The sequence below is a fragment of the Lacisediminihabitans sp. genome, from assembly GCF_036404185.1.
Classification (GTDB): Bacteria; Actinomycetota; Actinomycetes; order Actinomycetales; family Microbacteriaceae; genus Lacisediminihabitans.
In genome coordinates this window covers 1-16,531 of the sequence record NZ_DASWPB010000214.1, presented here as the reverse complement: position 1 = coordinate 16,531, position 16,531 = coordinate 1, and the positions used below count along the sequence as shown (strand labels likewise).

General features: G+C 68.1%; 18 protein-coding genes. 10 read left to right on the top strand and 8 right to left on the bottom strand.

The genetic code is table 11. The features are described from left to right. On the bottom strand, window positions 1-274 hold a 274-nt coding region (locus VGC18_RS15225; RefSeq protein WP_331098931.1), incomplete at its 3' end, for a helix-turn-helix domain-containing protein. A gap of 124 nt (window positions 275-398) precedes the next feature. Here VGC18_RS15225 and VGC18_RS15220 point away from each other — a divergent pair. After that, window positions 399-1,736 carry an MFS transporter gene (locus VGC18_RS15220; RefSeq protein WP_331098929.1) on the top strand — a complete coding sequence of 446 codons (1,338 nt, stop codon included), beginning with the start codon at window positions 399-401 and terminating at the stop codon, window positions 1,734-1,736. 34 nt (window positions 1,737-1,770) lie between these two features. Next, window positions 1,771-4,332, top strand: a complete 2,562-nt coding sequence (locus VGC18_RS15215; protein WP_331098927.1) for a glycoside hydrolase family 2 protein — start codon at window positions 1,771-1,773, stop codon at window positions 4,330-4,332. A 24-nt stretch (window positions 4,333-4,356) separates the two neighbouring features. Here the strand turns inward: VGC18_RS15215 and VGC18_RS15210 are convergent, their stop codons facing one another. After that, a complete protein-coding gene (locus tag VGC18_RS15210; protein WP_331098925.1) occupies window positions 4,357-5,763 on the bottom strand; it encodes an MFS transporter in 1,407 nt (468 codons plus the stop codon). Window positions 5,764-5,818: 55 nt separating this feature from the next. On the opposite strand from VGC18_RS15210, the gene VGC18_RS15205 reads away from it, so the two are divergent. Continuing rightward, window positions 5,819-6,265, top strand: coding sequence for a MarR family winged helix-turn-helix transcriptional regulator (locus VGC18_RS15205; RefSeq protein WP_331098923.1), 447 nt, complete (start codon window positions 5,819-5,821; stop codon window positions 6,263-6,265). 105 nt (window positions 6,266-6,370) lie between these two features. Next, window positions 6,371-7,447: an alpha/beta hydrolase gene (locus VGC18_RS15200; protein ID WP_331098921.1), complete on the top strand. Its 1,077-nt coding sequence runs from the start codon at window positions 6,371-6,373 to the stop codon at window positions 7,445-7,447. A gap of 9 nt (window positions 7,448-7,456) precedes the next feature. Here VGC18_RS15200 and VGC18_RS15195 read toward each other — a convergent pair whose 3' ends face one another. Continuing rightward, window positions 7,457-8,485 carry an aldo/keto reductase gene (locus VGC18_RS15195; RefSeq protein ID WP_331098919.1) on the bottom strand — a complete coding sequence of 343 codons (1,029 nt, stop codon included), beginning with the start codon at window positions 8,483-8,485 and terminating at the stop codon, window positions 7,457-7,459. A 112-nt stretch (window positions 8,486-8,597) separates the two neighbouring features. On the opposite strand from VGC18_RS15195, the gene VGC18_RS15190 reads away from it, so the two are divergent. Beyond that, window positions 8,598-9,164: a helix-turn-helix domain-containing protein gene (locus VGC18_RS15190; protein ID WP_331098917.1), complete on the top strand. Its 567-nt coding sequence runs from the start codon at window positions 8,598-8,600 to the stop codon at window positions 9,162-9,164. Between the two features lie 107 nt (window positions 9,165-9,271). Here the strand turns inward: VGC18_RS15190 and VGC18_RS15185 are convergent, their stop codons facing one another. Beyond that, window positions 9,272-9,853, bottom strand: coding sequence for a TetR/AcrR family transcriptional regulator (locus VGC18_RS15185; RefSeq protein ID WP_331098915.1), 582 nt, complete (start codon window positions 9,851-9,853; stop codon window positions 9,272-9,274). A gap of 86 nt (window positions 9,854-9,939) precedes the next feature. Here VGC18_RS15185 and VGC18_RS15180 point away from each other — a divergent pair, with 86 nt between their 5' ends. Then, the gene (locus tag VGC18_RS15180) at window positions 9,940-10,821 is read left to right on the top strand and encodes an SDR family oxidoreductase (RefSeq protein ID WP_331098913.1); all 882 of its coding nucleotides are present in this window, start codon (window positions 9,940-9,942) and stop codon (window positions 10,819-10,821) included. A gap of 58 nt (window positions 10,822-10,879) precedes the next feature. Here the strand turns inward: VGC18_RS15180 and VGC18_RS15175 are convergent, their stop codons facing one another. The 3 genes from VGC18_RS15175 to VGC18_RS15165 all read right to left on the bottom strand — a co-directional run bounded on the left by VGC18_RS15175 (window position 10,880) and on the right by VGC18_RS15165 (window position 12,659). Next, complete coding sequence (locus tag VGC18_RS15175; protein ID WP_331098911.1) at window positions 10,880-11,275, bottom strand: MarR family winged helix-turn-helix transcriptional regulator; 396 nt, start codon at window positions 11,273-11,275, stop codon at window positions 10,880-10,882. An 89-nt stretch (window positions 11,276-11,364) separates the two neighbouring features. Beyond that, window positions 11,365-12,261 (bottom strand): SDR family oxidoreductase, encoded by an 897-nt coding sequence (locus VGC18_RS15170; protein ID WP_331098909.1) that lies wholly within the window; start codon window positions 12,259-12,261, stop codon window positions 11,365-11,367. Beyond that, on the bottom strand, window positions 12,261-12,659 hold the full coding sequence (locus tag VGC18_RS15165) for a nuclear transport factor 2 family protein (protein WP_331098907.1): 399 nt from the start codon (window positions 12,657-12,659) through the stop codon (window positions 12,261-12,263). The genes VGC18_RS15170 and VGC18_RS15165 overlap by 1 nt, the downstream gene beginning before the upstream one ends. Before the next feature lie 95 nt (window positions 12,660-12,754). On the opposite strand from VGC18_RS15165, the gene VGC18_RS15160 reads away from it, so the two are divergent. After that, the gene (locus VGC18_RS15160) at window positions 12,755-13,294 is read left to right on the top strand and encodes a helix-turn-helix domain-containing protein (RefSeq protein WP_331098905.1); all 540 of its coding nucleotides are present in this window, start codon (window positions 12,755-12,757) and stop codon (window positions 13,292-13,294) included. Window positions 13,295-13,574: 280 nt separating this feature from the next. Further along, on the top strand, window positions 13,575-13,871 hold the full coding sequence (locus VGC18_RS15155) for a hypothetical protein (RefSeq protein ID WP_331098903.1): 297 nt from the start codon (window positions 13,575-13,577) through the stop codon (window positions 13,869-13,871). A gap of 211 nt (window positions 13,872-14,082) precedes the next feature. Here VGC18_RS15155 and VGC18_RS15150 read toward each other — a convergent pair whose 3' ends face one another. Beyond that, window positions 14,083-14,754 (bottom strand): TetR/AcrR family transcriptional regulator, encoded by a 672-nt coding sequence (locus tag VGC18_RS15150; RefSeq protein WP_331098901.1) that lies wholly within the window; start codon window positions 14,752-14,754, stop codon window positions 14,083-14,085. Between the two features lie 223 nt (window positions 14,755-14,977). Here VGC18_RS15150 and VGC18_RS15145 point away from each other — a divergent pair, with 223 nt between their 5' ends. Together VGC18_RS15145 and VGC18_RS15140 are read left to right on the top strand one after the other, a co-directional pair. Beyond that, window positions 14,978-15,601 carry an NADPH-dependent F420 reductase gene (locus tag VGC18_RS15145; RefSeq protein ID WP_331098899.1) on the top strand — a complete coding sequence of 208 codons (624 nt, stop codon included), beginning with the start codon at window positions 14,978-14,980 and terminating at the stop codon, window positions 15,599-15,601. A gap of 2 nt (window positions 15,602-15,603) precedes the next feature. Beyond that, window positions 15,604-16,338 carry an SDR family NAD(P)-dependent oxidoreductase gene (locus VGC18_RS15140; protein ID WP_331098897.1) on the top strand — a complete coding sequence of 245 codons (735 nt, stop codon included), beginning with the start codon at window positions 15,604-15,606 and terminating at the stop codon, window positions 16,336-16,338. Window positions 16,339-16,531 lie beyond the last annotated feature (193 nt).

Sequence of the window (16,531 nt, the reverse complement as noted above, 5' to 3'; positions counted from 1 at the left end):
CCTGCCGGATCGCTGCACCGAGCGCGAGCTCGATGGGCTCATCCGCCGGACGGCCGCGCAGGGCACCCGCGACCGCGTCGACCTTGGTGAACGGGTCGAGCAGGATGAGGTCCTTGCTCGGGAAATAGCGATAGAGCGTCGTCGTGCCCACCTCGGCGCGCTCGGCGATCTCCTCCATCGTGGTCGCCTCGTATCCCCGGTCCGCGAAGAGCGCGATGGCGACCGCGATGATCTGCGCTCGCGTTCGCGCGGCCTTCGTCTCGCGGAGCCCCATAGGACCGATCTTATCGGGCTTGACATTCGTATGGTTGTGTATTCATAGTGGGAGTCACAACCAGATGGGATTAACACCCGCAATGCGGTGCAGTCCCACCCCCAAAAACACAAAGGAGTGTTCGATGACCGACGACCCCTCACCCGCGGCCTCCGATCCGCTGCCCGCGCTCGTGGCCTCGAACGCCGCGACCCCGCTGCCCCGCCTCATCGGGGCGATGATGACCTCGATCATGGGCGCGTACATCGCCCTGCTCACGCCCCTCCAGCTGCTGCTCACCCTGCAGCTGACGCGCATCTCTGGCGACGGCGCGGCCGCCTCGTTCAGTGTCGTGACCGGGATCGGCGCCCTGCTCGCCCTGGTGGCGAATCCACTGGGCGGCCGGATCAGCGACCGCACGGCCGCCCGCTTCGGCCGGCGCCGCACCTGGATCCTCACCGGCGCGCTCTCCGGCTCCCTCGTCCTCGCGACGATGAGCTTCACCACGCAGGTCTGGCAGGTCGCGCTGATCTGGTGCGTCGTCCAGACGCTGCTCAATTTCCAGCAGGCCGCGACGAGCGCGCTGCTGTCCGACCAGGTGCCGCCGGACCGGCGCGGCTCCGTCTCCGGACTGCTCGGGCTGGCCACCGCGCTCGGCCCGCTGATCGGACTCGCGGCGGTCAGTCTGCTCCAGAATGCGGCGCTCCAGTGGTCCATTGCCGCGACGGGAGGCCTCCTCGGCGGAGTGATCTCGGTGCTGCTGCTGCGCGACCCGCAGCATCCGCGTGCCTCGGGCGAGCCCCGGCTCGGCCTCGCGGAGCTCGCGAAGTCGTTCTGGCTGAACCCGGCCAGGCACCCGGCGTTCGGATGGGCCTGGGCGATCCGCTTCCTGATCACCTGCGCATACGCCAGCAGCACGTACAACGCCTTCTTCCTCCTCGATCGGTTCAAGGTCGGCAGTGCGCGGGTCGGCGGGATCGTGCTCCTGCTCTCGCTGCTGTCGGTGGGACTGCTGGCGATCACCAGCGCCGTCATGGGGTTCGTCTCCGATCGCCTGCACCGACAGAAGCCGTTTGTGATCGCCTCCGGCTTTCTGGCGGCCGGTGGCCTCGTGCTCATGGCGACGGCCCCGTCGGTCGCCGTCGTCTTCGTCGCGACCGCCGTCTCCGGCGTCGCGACGGGACTGTTCTTCGCCGTCGACAGCGCCATGTGCGTGCGGGTTCTGCCGAGTTCGGCGAACGCCGGGAAGGACCTCGCCGTCATCAACATGGCCAACACCCTCCCGCAGTCGATCGTGCCGTTCATCGCGCCCGCGCTGCTGGCCGTCGGCGGATTCGGCGCCCTCTATCTCTTCCTCGCGGCCCTCGGCGTGATCGGCGGGCTCTTCGTCCTCCGGCTTCCCGAGATCGGCCGCGAAGGCGACCCGCGCTTCGCCCTCATCACGAAGCCGAAGGCCGTCACCACTGCCGTGAGCTCCCACTGACAACCCGCATCACCCGACAAAGGATCACCGAACCATGTCCAGCACCGCCTCTCTCACCCTCACCGGCTTCGAGCTCCTCGACACACCGATCGGCGGGGGTGACCCGTCCCTTCTCGGCTCCGATTCCGGCTCCGCCTGGCTGAGCGCCGTCGTGCCGGGCGGCGTCCACGAATCGCTTCTCGCCGCGGGCCGGATCGAGCATCCGTTCTTCGGGGACAACGAACGCGCATCCGCCTGGGTCGAGGAGCGCGACTGGTGGTTCAGGACGAGCTTCGCGCGACCGGCGCAGGAGCCGGGAGACCGGGTGCGCCTGCTCTTCCAGGGCCTGGACACGGTGGCGGACGTCTGGCTCAACGGGGTGTTCCTCGGTCACCACGAGAACCAGTTCCGTCCGGCGGAGTTCGACGTCACCGCAGACCTCCACGACGACAACGTCCTCCTCGTCCGGTTCTCGCCGCCGCTGCTCGGCCGGGAGGTCCCGCCGACCGTGGCGGAGATGATGGGGCGCCTGGCGACGGTGTTCGGAGCGGTGGCGGGCGAGGAACCCGCCGAGGCCGGCGGCATGATGGCCACACTGCCGCTGGCCACCACCGTCCGCAAGGCGGCGTTCTCCTGGGGATGGGACTTCGGGCCGAACATCCCCTCCATCGGCATCTGGCGGCCGGTGCAGCTCACGGTCGAGCGAGGCGCCGTCATCACCGGCCACCACGTCGCGCTCTCCCGGCTGTCCGCCGCCCGCGATCGGGCGACGGCCGTTGTCGTCGTGGAGGCCGAGGCGCTGGCGGAGCTGTCCCTCAGCGCGGCGGTGAGGCTGGTCTCCCCCGCCGGCCGGGAGTTCACCACGACCGTCCCGATCCGGTCGGGCAGGGGCGAGGCACAGGTGCTCATCGACGATCCCGAGCTCTGGTGGACCCACGACCTCGGGACGCCGGCGCTGCACGACGTGACGATCGAGCTGATGCACGACGGGACCGTCCTCGACACGGTGACCGATCGGATCGGCCTCCGGACGATCGTGCTCGATCGCGGGGACGACGCCGGGCGGCGCTTCCGGTTCGTGCTCAACGGGATGCCCCTGTTCGCCAGGGGCGCGTCCTGGCTGCCGGCGAGCATGTTCGTCGGCTCCGTCGACGCCGACACCTACCGGGACAGGGTGCTGCGGGCACGCGAGGGCAACTTCACCATGCTCAGGGTCTGGGGCGGCGGCATCTACGAGCACGACGCCTTCTACACGGTGTGCGACGAGCTGGGTGTGCTCGTCTGGCAGGACTTCATGTTCGCCTGCATCGACTATCCCGACGCCGATCCGGTCCTGCGCCGCGAGGTCACCCTCGAGGCGGCCTACCAGGTCAGGCGCCTGCGCAACCGGGCGAGCCTGGCGCTGTGGTGCGGCAACAACGAGGTGCACATCATGCACCTCGCCGCCTACGGAAACGTGGACGAGGGCGACTGGGGATGGCACTTCTTCCACGACATCCTGCCCGCGGCGGTCGCCACCCACGACGGGCTCACACCGTACTGGCCGGGAAGCCCGTACGGAGAGGGCGGCCCGTTCGCGATCAACGGCACGGAGGACGGCGACCGGCACACCTGGGAGGTCTGGCACGGCCTGGTCATTCCCGGCATGACGATCGGCGGCACCGAGTTCCCGACCGTCGGGGACGCCAGGCACTACCGCAGATACGCCGACGACACCGGCCGGTTCGTCTCGGAGTTCGGCATCCACGCCTCCCCGGAGCTCGCCACGCTCCGGCGCTGGATCCCGGACGAGCACCTGCACGTGCACTCGGCCACCTTCGACCGGCACAACAAGGACACCCCGAAGAACAAGGGCGATGAGCTCCTCGCGGTCACCACGGGCCTGCCGGAGACCCTCGAGGAATACGTCGACTACACCCAGGCCGTTCAGGCGGAGGGGATGGCCTTCGGCCTCGAGCACTATCGCCGCCGCCAGCCGGAGACGAGCGGCGCTCTCATGTGGCAGTACAACGACGTGTGGCCGGGGTTCAGCTGGTCCGTCGTCGACTTCGACGGCGTGCCCAAGGCGTCGTATTTCGCCGCCCGGCGCGCCTGCGCGCCCGTCGCCGTCAGCTTCCGCGACCGCGAGGACGGCGGGCTGGAGCTCTGGCTCGTCAACAACGGACCCTCCCCCGTGAACCTCGAGATCGACGTCGAGTTCGGCGCCTTCGACGGTTCCGGCCGGAGGGGCGAACGCGTGCGGGCCGCGGCCGAGACTGCCTCCTCCGTGCTCGTCCGGTCGTTCGCCGCCGACCGGGTGCCCAGGGATGCGGCGCACTATGCCTGGGCATCCAGTCCGGTCGAGACCTTCCCGGCGGCCCGCAAGCACTTCGACGAGATTGGGCACCTCCGCTTCGGGGCCAGCAGGCTCGAGGTGGCGGTCGAAGGCTCCTCGCTGCGGATCCGCTCGATCGGCTACGCGTACTCGGTGAGGATCGAGCAGCCCGTGCCGGCGATGCGACTGAGTGACAACTGCTTCGACCTGCGGGACGGCGACGAGGTCGTGATCTCCGTCACCGGAGCCGATCCCCGCCTGCTCGGCGTCTCGACGTTTCCGGTCCGGACGCTGCCGGCGTGACGCTCGCGAGGGAGGGGGTCGGCCTCAGCGGCCGGCCCTCTCCGCGGGCGCAACGACGGGGATCCTGCGGTCGAGCACGGTGAGCAGCGCGGAGGCTGCCCCGATCCCGATGATCACCCAGCCCAGCCGGTGGAATCCGGCGTCGGTCACCGTGGATCCGAAGACGATGCCGATCAGGCTCGAGGAGAAGATCGCGCCGATGTAGGCGAACGTCCGATAGAGACCCGCGGCGACGGCGATCTCCTTCGCGGGGGCCTGCAGATAGAGCGCCGCCTGGTTGGCGAAACCGGAGAATCCGTTTGTCACGCCGAACATCAGCGACATGGCAATCAGCGCGAGGACGAGGATGCCCGACGAGTGCGTGATCAGCAGGATCACACCGCCGGTCAGGACGAGGGCGACCGCACCGGCGATCAGCGGCCAGCGGATCCAGCCCCTGTTCGAGTTGAGCCGGGCGAGGACGATGCTCGCCCCGGACAGGGGCAGCAGGATCAGCCCGACCGCGAGCGGGGACAGGCCGGCGCTCTGCTCCATCCACTGGCTTGAGCCGTAGAGGGCGGTGTAGATGCCGAGACCGATGAGGGTCTGGCGAAGGTAGGTTCGCTGCAACGGCGCGTTCCGCGCGAGCATGCGGACGTCGATCAGCGGCTGGGCCGTCCGCCGCTCCCACAGGACGAGCGCGGCGATCAGCACGAGCGAGACCGCGAGCAGCCACCAGACCGGGGTGGTCAGGTCCGAGAGGAACAGCAGCAAGCTGACGATGGCGACGCCGAACAGAGCGATCCCCGGCAGGTCGATCGCCGCGAGGATCCCGCCCCGTCTGCCGGGCGACCTCGGATCCTTCGCGACGCCCCAGAACGCGAACACGAAGGTGACGATGGCCAGCGGAACGTTGACCAGGAACAGCGCCCGCCAGCCGAAGGAACCGGCCAGCACCCCGCCGATGGGCAGGCCGAAGACCGTGGTGATCTGCGAGGCGATGGAGAAGTTGCCGAGGACCCGGCTCGGCACGCCGATGCCCCTCTCGTCCGCACGCCGTCTGACCAGGGCCATCGCGGTCGGATAGGCGGCCGAGGTGCCAACGCCGATCAGGGCACGCGACAGGAGCAGGAACCCGAAGGTCGGCGCCGCCGCACCGACCACCCCGGCCACGAACAGGATGAAGACCCCGATGAGGAAGATCCGTCGCGGACCGAACAGCGTCGACAGCTTCCCCATCGTCGGCTGCATGACCGCGCTGCACAGGTACAGCACGGAGACCAACGTGGCGGTCTGTCCCGGCCCGGTATGGAAGTCCGCGGCGATCCCGACGAGACCGGTGGCGATCATCGAGCTGTTGATCGGGTTGAGGGTCGATCCGAGAAGAAGCGGGAAGGTGAATCGCCACCCGAACGGCTTCTGGGCGGCTCGCTCTTCCGCTGTGTCCGTCATCCGGTCCATCCTTCATTAGTAATACTAACTAGCTACTTTGTTATACTAACGACCCATGAGCGACACCACAACCGGCACGGGAACGGATGACGGCTCGCTGGGCGCCGAGCTCCGCACGGCCGTCGGCCGCATGTACCGCCGGTTCCGTTCGGAGCGGACCGCCGGCGAGCTCGGCGATGCCGCGATCAGCGTGCTCAATCGCCTCCAGAAGCACGGCCCGCAGAGCCTCAAGGCGCTCAGCGACCACGCCCACGTCACGCCCGGCTCGATGAGCCAGACCGTGAACCGGCTCACCGGCGCGGGCTACGCCGTGCGCATCCCCGATCCGACGGACGGCCGCAGGGTGCTCTTCGAGACGACGCAGGAGGGCAGCCGGATCGCCATGGCGACCCTCGCGCGCAGCATCGCCTGGCTCGACACCCAGCTGGACAGCCTCACCCCGTCCGAGCGCGAGACACTCGCCGGCGCGGCCTCGCTTCTGCGGCGCATCGCGGACTCGTAGGGAGCGCACCGGATGATGCGAGGGCACCGACTCGCGGAAAGAGGCCATCCGCACCCAGAATGGTCGGATAGTCGTAAGTCTCGACGATCACGACGAAGGAGTGGCATGAACGGCACAACCGGCGCGGGATGGAGACGGACCGCGGTCATCGGAGGCGGAGTCCTCGCGGCCACGGCAGCGGGGCTCGCTGTCCTGAACCGCGTCATCGACGGATACGTCGACCCGTGGAAGGCCAGGGTCGCCGATGCCGGGTTCTCCCTGAAGACCACCCGGGTCGGCGACGTGGAACTCAGCTATGCGGAGGGCCCGGACAACGGTCCGGCCCTGGTGCTGCTGCACGCCCAGCACATGGACTGGTTCAGCTACAGCCGGGTGCTGCCCGCGTTGTCCCGGCGGTTCCACGTGTTCGACATCGACTACCCCGGCCACGGCACGACGGTCGTGCCCGCCGACTACCCGATGACGGCGAACCGGATCGGCAGCGACCTCGCGACGTTCATCGAGACGACGATCGGCGAACCGGCCTTCGTCACCGGCAACTCGTCCGGCGGCCTGCTCACCACCTGGTTGGCCGCGAATCGCCCCGATCTGGTGAGGGCGGTCGTCTTGGAGGATCCTCCCCTGTTCTCCGGCGAATACCCCCGCATCATGACGACGATCGCCGACAGGTCGTTCGCCACCTGCTCCGACGCCGTTCGGGAGGGTGTTGACGACTTCCTCCTCTACTGGATCGACAGCAACAAAGCGTTCTTCACGAAGAACATGGCGCCCGGCTCGGCCTTTCTGCTGACCCAGGCGGTCAAGGCCTATCGCCGGGCCCACCCGGGGGAACCGGTCGAGATCGGTCTGCTGCCGGACGACACCGTTCGGCTGTTCCTCCGCGGCATGGATCAGTTCGACCCCCGCTTCGGCGCCGCCTTCCACGAAGGCACCTGGAACGCGGGTTTCGATCATGCCGAGGCCCTCGCGAAGGTCGCCTGCCCGGCCCTGCTCGTCCAGGCCGAGTTCTCGATCCTCCCCGACGGCACGCTCAACGGCGCGATGAGCCAGGAGGATGCCGACCGGGCCATGTCCCTGCTGCCGGATGGTAGCTACCGCAGGGTCGAGGCCACCCATGTCGTCCACCTCGCCGAACCCGAGCTCTACACTGACCTGCTCGAAGAGTTCTTCCTCACCCGGTAGCCTCGGGGCTCAGACCGCCGCCCTGCCGGACGGGCCACGGCGGCGCAGCGACGGGTCCAGGGTGGCCGGCGGGGTGTAGGCCATGTCGAGACGACCGACGTCGGTACCGGGCGCGACGATCGTGTCGAGCTGATCGAGCACGTCGTCGCCGAGCACGGTGTCCACCCCGGCGAGGAGGTCGTCGAGATGGTCCATCGTCCGCGGGCCGATGATGGCCGAGGTGACGCCGGGGTGGGCGATCGCGAAGGCGATGGCCATATGGGTGAGCTTCAGGCCCGCCTGCTCCGCGATCGGAATGATCTGCTCGACGACGTCGAGACGCCGCTCGTCGCGCATGTGCCGGAACATCCCGGTCCGACGCAGGTCGGTCTCCTGCCCCTTGCGGACGCGACCGGTGAGCAGCCCCTGGGCGAGCGGACTCCAGACGAGGACGCCCATGCCGTATCTCTCGGCGACCGGAAGGATCTCCCGCTCGATGCCACGGTCGAGGATGGAGTACGGGGGCTGCTCGGAACGCAACGGCTCGTAGCCCCGACGGTCGGCGATCCACTGCGCCTCGACGATGCCGGAGGCCGGCAGCCTGGAGTCCCCGAAGGCGCGGATCTTGCCGGAGCGGACCAGATCGGTGAGTGCCGAGATCGTCTCCTCGAGATCCGTGGTGGGATCCAGGGTGTGCATCTGGTACAGGTCGATGTAGTCGGTGCCGAGTCGCCGGAGCGAGTCCTCCACCGCCCTGATGATCCAGCGACGGGATGCGCCGCGCCGGTTCGGATCGTCGGGATCCATCGGCAGCCCGAACTTGGTCGCGAGCACGACGCTGTCCCGACGCCCCGCGATCGCCTCGCCGACGATCTCCTCCGACTCACCGTGCGAGTAGGCGTCGGCGGTGTCGATGACGTTGATCCCGGCGTCGAGCGCCTTGTGGATGATCCGGATCGAATCCTCATGGTCCGGATTGCCGACCGCGCCGAACATCATCGCGCCGAGCGCGTAGGGGCTGACCGCGATGCCGGTCCTGCCGAAGGTGCGGTAGTGCATGAGACGTCCTTTTCCGGCGTGGTCGGCGCCATGAGATGATATAAACGGGACGATGTCCCGATATGGCTCCCACTATATGGAACCGTGTCCCACCTAGTCAAGGAGACGATGGATGCCACGTGCCGACGCGCAGCGGAACGTCGATGCCCTCCTCTCCGCCGCCAAGGAGGAATTCGTGGCCAATGGTGTCGATGTCAATGTGCGCGCCATCGCCGCTCGGGCGGGTGTCGGCACCGCGACCTTGTACCGGCACTTCCCGTTGCGCTCCGACCTCATCGCGGCGGTCTTCCGCCGCGAGATCGACGGCGTCGTGGCCGCGGCGGACGAACTCTCCACTGAGCTTCCGCCCTTCGCGGCACTCGAGCGCTGGACCGAGCGATACATCGAGCTCGTCGCCACCAAGCAGGGTCTCGCCGCCGCGCTGCACTCCGGGGACCCCGCCTTCGCGGGATTACGGGGCTACTTCGAAGAGCACGCCGGGCCCGCGCTCCAGACGCTCCTCGACAACGCCGAGCACAGCGGCGCGATCGGCAACGGAACCAGCCCCCTCGACCTGCTCGGCGCCATCGCGAATCTCTGCGTGCCACCGCCGGGAAGCACCGACACCTCCCGCGCCTACCGCATGGTCGGGCTGCTGCTCAACGGGTTGCGCTACGACGCGGGGCACACGGTCGACTAGCGCGGGAGCCCAGTCCTCGGCGTGAACGCGAACGATCGTCGGAAACTCCGCACGGGCGGCTGAGTCCGGGCGGTAGGGGGTCGCCACCCTGCACTGCCCGCCCCGGTTCAGCGGAGGGCGGCGGCGGCCGAGCGGAGTTCCGCGAAGGCGGCTCGGGTATAGGTGACGAGCTCGCCGGGAACGTCACCACGGCCGGGATCCGCCCAGCGGCGGTAGCCGAGACCGAACGCGAGCACACCGAGTTCTGCCGCCACCTGGGCGGCCGCCTCGGGGACGCCACGACGGCGGAGCGCATCCGTCATCGCCGCCGCCATGCCGATGCTCTTCATCGCGTTGCGACTGCGGAGTTCCTCGTTGGCCTCGATCGCCGCGTGGAGGCGGGGGCCGAGTTCTCGATTGAAGTCGGTCATGGCGCCGGAGGCACGATCGAGGCCCATGGCGACCGCATCCAGAGGGGTCGCATCCTCGTCCGCAGCGGCGATGCCCTCGGCCAGTAGCCGGCTGAGCATCTCCTGGCCCGCCGTGAGGATCTCGCGTTTGTCGCCGAAGTGGCGAAAGAAGGTGCTGCGGGTGAGGCCGGCACGCTCGGCGATCTGGGCGACGGTGGTCTCGTCATAGCCCTGCTCGGTGAAGAGGTCGAGAGCGGCCACGGCCAGCCGCTGTCGCGCATCCGGTTTCCATCGGGGCATGCAATCATCCTAGCTGATGCGACATGTGTCTCATCATCGTGTTAGTCTCATGGGACACCAGTCGCATCACTTCGTGGAGGTTACCCATGCGCGTCTTCATCACCGGAGCAACAGGTCTCATCGGGTCGGCGGTCACCGCCGAGCTGCTCGCCGCCGGCCACTCCGTCACCGCCCTCACCCGCTCCGACGCCTCGACCGCGAAGGCCGAAGCAGCCGGCGCCGACACCGTTCGAGGAGAGCTCACCGACCTCGACGTCCTTCGTGTCGAGGCACAGAAAGCCGACGGGGTGATCCACCTCGCCTTCGGCAACGATTTCAGCTCCCCCGAGGCACTCAACCTGAATGTCGCAGACGAATCCGCCGCTCTCGAAACGCTCGGCCAGGCACTCGTCGGCACTGGCAAACCGCTCGTGACGGTGTCGGGGACCCCCTTCGCGGCCGGCCGCCCATCGACCGAGCTCGACCCCCTGCCGACCGAGGGGCCGGTCGGCGGCCGCAGCGTGTCCGTCAACCGCGCCCTCGCCCTCGCCGATCGCGGGGTGCGCGCGTCCGCCATCCGCCTCCCCCGCACGGTGCACAACGAGGGAGACGGCGGATTCGCCGGACTCCTCACCCAGATCGCCCGGCAGACCGGTGTGGCCGGCTACCCGGGCGACGGTACGCAGCGTTGGCCGGCCGTGCATGCGCTCGACGCCGCCACGCTCTTCAGACTCGCACTCGAGCGGGCACCGGGCGGTACCGCCTGGCACGCCGTCGCGGATGAGGGCGATGCGGTGCGCGACATCGTGGCCGTGATCGGGCGGCGGCTCGGGCTGCCCGTCGAGTCGCTGCCGACCGAGGCCTTCGGCCCGCTCGGCGCCATCTTCGTGGTTGACCAGCCGTCGTCGAGCGCCCGTACTCGCGCCGAACTCGGCTGGGAGCCGACCCACCCAGACCTGCTCGAGGATCTGGAGAAGATCCAGCCCTGAGGCGACGACCGAGCGGAGGGGCAACGGCGGTGGACGACCGCGACGCCTCGTTCCCGGCCTACTGGGATCGCTCCCCTGCGGCCGCCTTCGTCCGTCGTCGTGGTGCCGCCGACCGTGGCGGAGTCTGGCGCATGTGGTCCCGGACGCGACCGAGGATGTCGGCGAGCGTCTCGATGTCGGAGCGGGACAGCCGGGCGAAGAGCAGGTCGCCCAGGATGGCGACGTGACCGGGGAATACCCCGGCGAGCACGGCACGCCCCTCCTCGGTGATGGTGACCGTGATGCTGCGCTCGTCGTCGGACGACGGCGTGCGGACCACGAGGCCGCGCTTCTCCAGCACCTGAGCCTGGTAGGTCATTCCGCTGCGACTGTAGACGACACCATCGGCCAGGTCGGTCATCCGCCGGCTTCCCAGCGGGGCGTCGCCGAGGGTGGCCAGGAGTTGGAACTGCACATAACTGAGATCTCCCGCCTCCTGCAGCTGCTGTTCGACGGCGTGCTTCAGCAGGCTGCTCGCCTCGATGAGGGAGAAGTATGCGCGGGTCAGGGTCGGAAATACTCGGATCGGTCGAGATCGGTGAGCAGCATCGGTCCGTCGGGCCGCCAGTCGAGCTGCTCGCGGGTGATGGCGCTCGATGCGGGCCGGTCGCCCTCCGCATAGGCGGCGTAGAGGCCGAAGTGCTTGCGTGCGGCACGCGGCGACAGGCTGACGGACGGGACGCCCAGTCGTCTCCCTATCACTTCGGCGATGCCCTTGAACAGCACGCCTTCCTCAGCGACCGCGTGGTAGCGCGATCGCGGGACCGCGCGTTCGATCGCGAGTCGGAAAACGCGGGCGGCATCGACGTTGTGTACCGCGGGCAGGCGGTTGCTCCCGTCCCCGACGTACCCGGATTCGCCGTTCTTACGGGCCGATTCGATAAAGCGCGGGATGGTGAAGTGGTCACCATCGCCGTGGACGACCGGCATGCGCACGATCGACGCGTTCACCCCATCATCGGCGAGTTTCATCATGGTCCGTTCAACGTTGCGCCCCATGGGACCAGCGCCCGGCGACGCCACATCGAGCTCCGTCAACACCGGTCCGGATGCGACGACCGGAGGAAAGCCGCCCGCGATGACGATCGGTCGATCGGTTCCGGCGAGCACATCACCGATGGCGTGGAGCGCTGCCCGCTCGATGCGGCTGTTGCGGGGGAATCGGATGAGGCTGGAGTTGTCGAACGCCGTGTGGATCACGGCATCGGCACGGACTACGGCGTCCCGAAGACTGCCGATGTCCTCGAGAGACCCGGCGATCGGTTCGGCGCCGAAGGTCTCCAAAGCGGCTGCGGATGAGGCGGACCGAGCGAGCGCGAGGACCGAATGGCCGGAGCCGATGAGGTCCTGGACGACAGCCGAGCCGACAAATCCGGTGCCTCCCGTGACGAATACCTGCATCAGCGTTCCTCGGCGACAGGGCGGCGCGGACCCATGTAGTCCTGCAGCCGAGTCACCAGCCCATCCCGGCGGGTGATGATCCATAGATAGCGCAGATCGAACGGATCCCCGGTCACCGCGTCGAAGTGGTGTCCTTCCGCCTCGATGATCACCTCGTCGCCGAACTCGCGGATATGCACGTCGTCCAGGCTGCCGAACTGGACGCTGCCGCCCATCGCCTCCATGTATGCACGGATGGCGTCCTTACCCTCGAGCCGCCGCGTGGCCCCCGGCGCCGCGAACGGGAACTCGTGGACGGCGTCGTCGGTATACATCTCCATCCACACGTCCACGTCTCCGGACGCGAGCCCGATCGCCGCCTCCGCCAACCATTCCGGGAACACCGGTTCATCTGACATGACTTCCTCCACTAGAATTACGGACCATGAGTCCTAAAGAGGATAGCAGCTTTTCGGACCGGCCGTCCGAAACTCCCCGGCGGGGCAGGCCCCCCGTGCCGCGCGAGCTGGTTCTGCACGCCGCGGAGGCCCTGTTCGCCGATGCCTCCACCCCGACCGCCGTTTCGATGGACGACATTGCAGCGGCAGCCGGTGTAGGAAAGGGCACGCTCTTCCGGGCATTCGGCAGCCGGGACGGCCTGCTCGACGCCGTGTTCGCGGCACGTCTCAACCCCCTCCGAGCAGAGATCGCGCGGGTGGGATCACCGATCGGTCCGCAAATCCCGCCCGCGGATCGGGTCGTCGGGCTCCTCGAGCTGCTGCTGGTCTTCAAGCTCGACAACCCGCGGCTTATCGCTGCACGGGAGCTCAGCGGGTCGAGCCTGCTGCGAGCGCCGCACTACCGATGGGTGCACGAGTTCCTCCGGGCTCTGATCGAAGAGACCGGGACCCCGTCGACCTCCGCCGACTATGCAGCTCACCTCTTGCTCAATGGACTCCGCGCCGACCTCATCAGCGAACTCCTCGCATCCGGCACGACCCGGGAGCAGTTGCTCCGCGAACTGACCAGGACGTCGCTGCGGCTGCTCGAATGACAACGCCGCAGAGAATCGATCGAGCAGACAGGTAGGCTCCCCGCCGATCGCTGACCACGCTCGCGATCTGACGGGTGAGCGACGGCGGCGCGCTCAACCTGCTGTGCACCTTCGTAGAGAGTTTGAGAACTTTTCCCCGGCTCTGAAAACCGTGGTTTCTCGCCTGTCTCGGGGTGCCTACCAACGTAGCGAGCGGCCCTCTGAGCCCTCGGTCACCGACGATCGGGGGCGGATCGTCCGCTCGGTTGGGAAGACTCAAACTTTTCTGAGCGCGGCCCAGGTGGACGAACTCGTGGCGTTGTACTGCGAGGGACTGAGCATCGCCGAGGTCAGCAGGAGGTTCGGCATCTACACCAGGACGGCGGCCGCGCACCTGGTTCGTCGCTCCGTTCCGCTGCGGCAGCGAGGGCTCTCAGCGGAGGACAAGCCCGAGGCCGTCCAGCTCTACGAAAGCGGCCTGACGCTCGTGGAAGTCGGGCTGCGCTTCGGCGTCAGTCAGCACGTAGTGAGAAGGGCGGTCGCCGCGGAAGTCGTTGAAATTCGCCCCCGCGGCCGCCGACCGCGACTCACCACCTGAACTGCCTGCCTGCCTACCTACCTATCCCGGTGTGGCCGGCCACACTCGGGTGCCCAGCATTGCCGGATTGTGAAGCTTCACTGTGCCGATCGCGATGATGGCGAGCTTCGGTCAGGCCTACCCGGTGGGAGCAGATCGGCGGATGCCGAAGCTGGGAGTCGAAGGCAGTCGCGCCGGCAGTCGGTACGAGAGGATCATCGTGGCGGTCGTTCTACTCCGCCGTGCTGAGATGGACCATCGCGTCGTAGAGCTGTTTTTCCGTCATCGGCGGCACGGGGATCGGGTGTGCCCGCTCGGCTCGGTAGGCGTCGAGCATGAGGTAGAGGCTGCGCCGCCACGCGCCCGGCGCGGCGGCGGTGGTGGCGTCGATCATCCGGCCGTTGGACCAGATGAGGTTGACGATGTCGGCCAGCGTGATGTCGGGGCGCACCTGTCCGGCGCCTTGAGCTCGGGTAAGCACGTCGTCGATCTGTTGACACATCTGGTCGTGGAAGCGCTCGGTGTCGGCACTACCGGGGAATCGGCGAGAAAGGAAGTCGTTGAACCCTCGGTCACCGGCCTGCACGCGGAACAAGTTCTCCAGGTAGGAGACGAATCCGTCCCACGGATCATCGATCTCCAGGGCCTTCTTTGACCCGTCGGCGAACTCCCGAAGTCGAGGCTCAAGGGCAGCAAGCAGCAGGTCCAGGCGCGTAGGAAAATGGCGATACAGGGTTCCGATGGCGACGCCCGCGTCGCGCGCGATCCCCTCCAAGGAAGCATCCACACCCCTGGCGGCGAACTCTCGTCGTGCCGCGGCGATGAGCCGGTCATGGCGCTCTTGCGCATCGCGGCGCCAGGGTCCCCGCGTCCGCTCGACGTCACTGATGCTCACCTGGCCCACTTTACCCCCCAAGCTGAGGGTGTCCTCCGCTTCTGGCACAGGAGCACCGGCCCGGCGTCAGGGACCGAAGATCCGCCGCAAATTCCTCCCCACTGTCCGGGAATACGTGAGGCACCCCTCCGGTTGACTCCAATAACCGGAGGGGTGCCTCACCTGAGGCTCCCACCGAGCACGCAACGAGGGCCCCCCGGCCAACCGATACAGACACCACGAAGGAGCAGATATGAGCAGCATCAGCATCATCGGAGCGGGGAACATGGCCAGCGCCATCGGCGCCCTGGCCGTCAAGGGCGGCAACACCGTCGAGGTCATCGGCCGAGATCCGGCGAAGACGGCAGCCCTGGCCCGAGCCCTCGGCGGCGCCACGGTCGGCACCTGGGGCGCCACTCCCGCCGGGGACATCGTCATCCTCGCGGTGCTGTTCGAGAGTGCCGTGGAGGTCGTCCGCGAGTTCGGGGACGCACTGACAGGCAAGATCGTCGTCGACATCACGAACCCCTTCAGCCCCGTCGGCAGCGGGCTGGCGGTCCCTCACGACACCTCCGTCGCACAGCTGGTGGCCGAAGCGGCCCCCGCGAGCACCCACGTCGTCAAAGCATTCAACACCCTTTTCCGTGACGTGCTGGCCTCGGGCGGCCCGCGGGACGTGTTCATGGCCGGTGATGACGCGCAGGCGAAGGCGAGCTTGTCGGAGTTCATCACGAGCCTCGGGCATCGCCCGCGGGACGTCGGCGAGCTGAGCATGGCGCACTGGCTGGAGGGAGCGAGCCTGCTGGAGATGGGACTCGCCCAGAACGGCCTGGGATTCAGCCTCTCTCTCGGCGTCAACCTCGGAGAAATGGAGTAATCATGGGAAAGCTCGATGGCAAGGTCGCGGTCATCACTGGCGCGACAAGTGGCATGGCGCTGGCCGGCGCCAAACTGTTCGTCGACGAGGGAGCTCACGTGTTCATCACGGGCCGCCGCAAGGACGCCCTGGACGAAGCCGTGAAGTCGATCGGCCGGAACGTGACCGGCGTGCAAGCCGATGCCGCCAACCTCGATGACCTCGACCGTCTCTTCGACACGGTCAAGCAAGAGAAGGGCAGGATCGACGTGCTGTGGGCAAGTGCTGGGGGCGGCGAGCAGAGCGGGCTCGGTGAGATCACCGAGGAGCAGTTCGATGCCGCCTTCGACCTCAACGCGAAGGGCACGCTGTTCACGGTCCAGAAGGCTCTGCCACTGTTCAACGACGGCGGCTCGATCCTCATGACCGGCTCGAACGCCTCGCTCCGGGGCTACCCCGCCTGGAGCGTGTATGCGGGAAGCAAGGCCGTGCTCGCCGCCTACGCGCGGGTGTGGGTGGCCGAGCTGAGAGACCGGAAGATCCGTGTGAACGTGCTGACCCCCGGCTCAGTCGCCACACCGATGATGGGCGACGTGCTCAGCCCGGAAATGAAGACGATGTTCGAATCCGTGATCCCACGGCGAGAGATGGGCCGCCCCGAAGAGATCGCATCGGCCGCACTGTTCCTCGCCTCCGACGACTCGAGCTACGTCAACGGCATGGAACTGGTCGCCGACGGCGGCACCACCGTGATCTGAGCGCGAGAGCGCCGGTGATGCTCACCACCCGCATCCGCGCAGTGAGCATCACCGGCCACGACGTGCTGAAACGAGACTGCTTTCCCCCGCTCCGACACGGGCCAAGCGAAACGACGGCTGGCAACGCTCTACGGCGAGGTTTGAGAACCAACCCGCCAGGTCGAGCCCGCGCACAAGGCTCAAACCGCCGTGC

Coding starts and splice junctions, on each gene's coding strand:
- VGC18_RS15220 (WP_331098929.1), top strand. CDS start 399: ATGACCGACGACCCCTCACCCGCGGCCTCCGATCCGCTGCCCGCGCTC.
- VGC18_RS15215 (WP_331098927.1), top strand. CDS start 1,771: ATGTCCAGCACCGCCTCTCTCACCCTCACCGGCTTCGAGCTCCTCGAC.
- VGC18_RS15210 (WP_331098925.1), bottom strand. CDS start 5,763: ATGACGGACACAGCGGAAGAGCGAGCCGCCCAGAAGCCGTTCGGGTGG.
- VGC18_RS15205 (WP_331098923.1), top strand. CDS start 5,819: ATGAGCGACACCACAACCGGCACGGGAACGGATGACGGCTCGCTGGGC.
- VGC18_RS15200 (WP_331098921.1), top strand. CDS start 6,371: ATGAACGGCACAACCGGCGCGGGATGGAGACGGACCGCGGTCATCGGA.
- VGC18_RS15195 (WP_331098919.1), bottom strand. CDS start 8,485: ATGCACTACCGCACCTTCGGCAGGACCGGCATCGCGGTCAGCCCCTAC.
- VGC18_RS15190 (WP_331098917.1), top strand. CDS start 8,598: ATGCCACGTGCCGACGCGCAGCGGAACGTCGATGCCCTCCTCTCCGCC.
- VGC18_RS15185 (WP_331098915.1), bottom strand. CDS start 9,853: ATGCCCCGATGGAAACCGGATGCGCGACAGCGGCTGGCCGTGGCCGCT.
- VGC18_RS15180 (WP_331098913.1), top strand. CDS start 9,940: ATGCGCGTCTTCATCACCGGAGCAACAGGTCTCATCGGGTCGGCGGTC.
- VGC18_RS15170 (WP_331098909.1), bottom strand. CDS start 12,261: ATGCAGGTATTCGTCACGGGAGGCACCGGATTTGTCGGCTCGGCTGTC.
- VGC18_RS15165 (WP_331098907.1), bottom strand. CDS start 12,659: ATGTCAGATGAACCGGTGTTCCCGGAATGGTTGGCGGAGGCGGCGATC.
- VGC18_RS15145 (WP_331098899.1), top strand. CDS start 14,978: ATGAGCAGCATCAGCATCATCGGAGCGGGGAACATGGCCAGCGCCATC.
- VGC18_RS15140 (WP_331098897.1), top strand. CDS start 15,604: ATGGGAAAGCTCGATGGCAAGGTCGCGGTCATCACTGGCGCGACAAGT.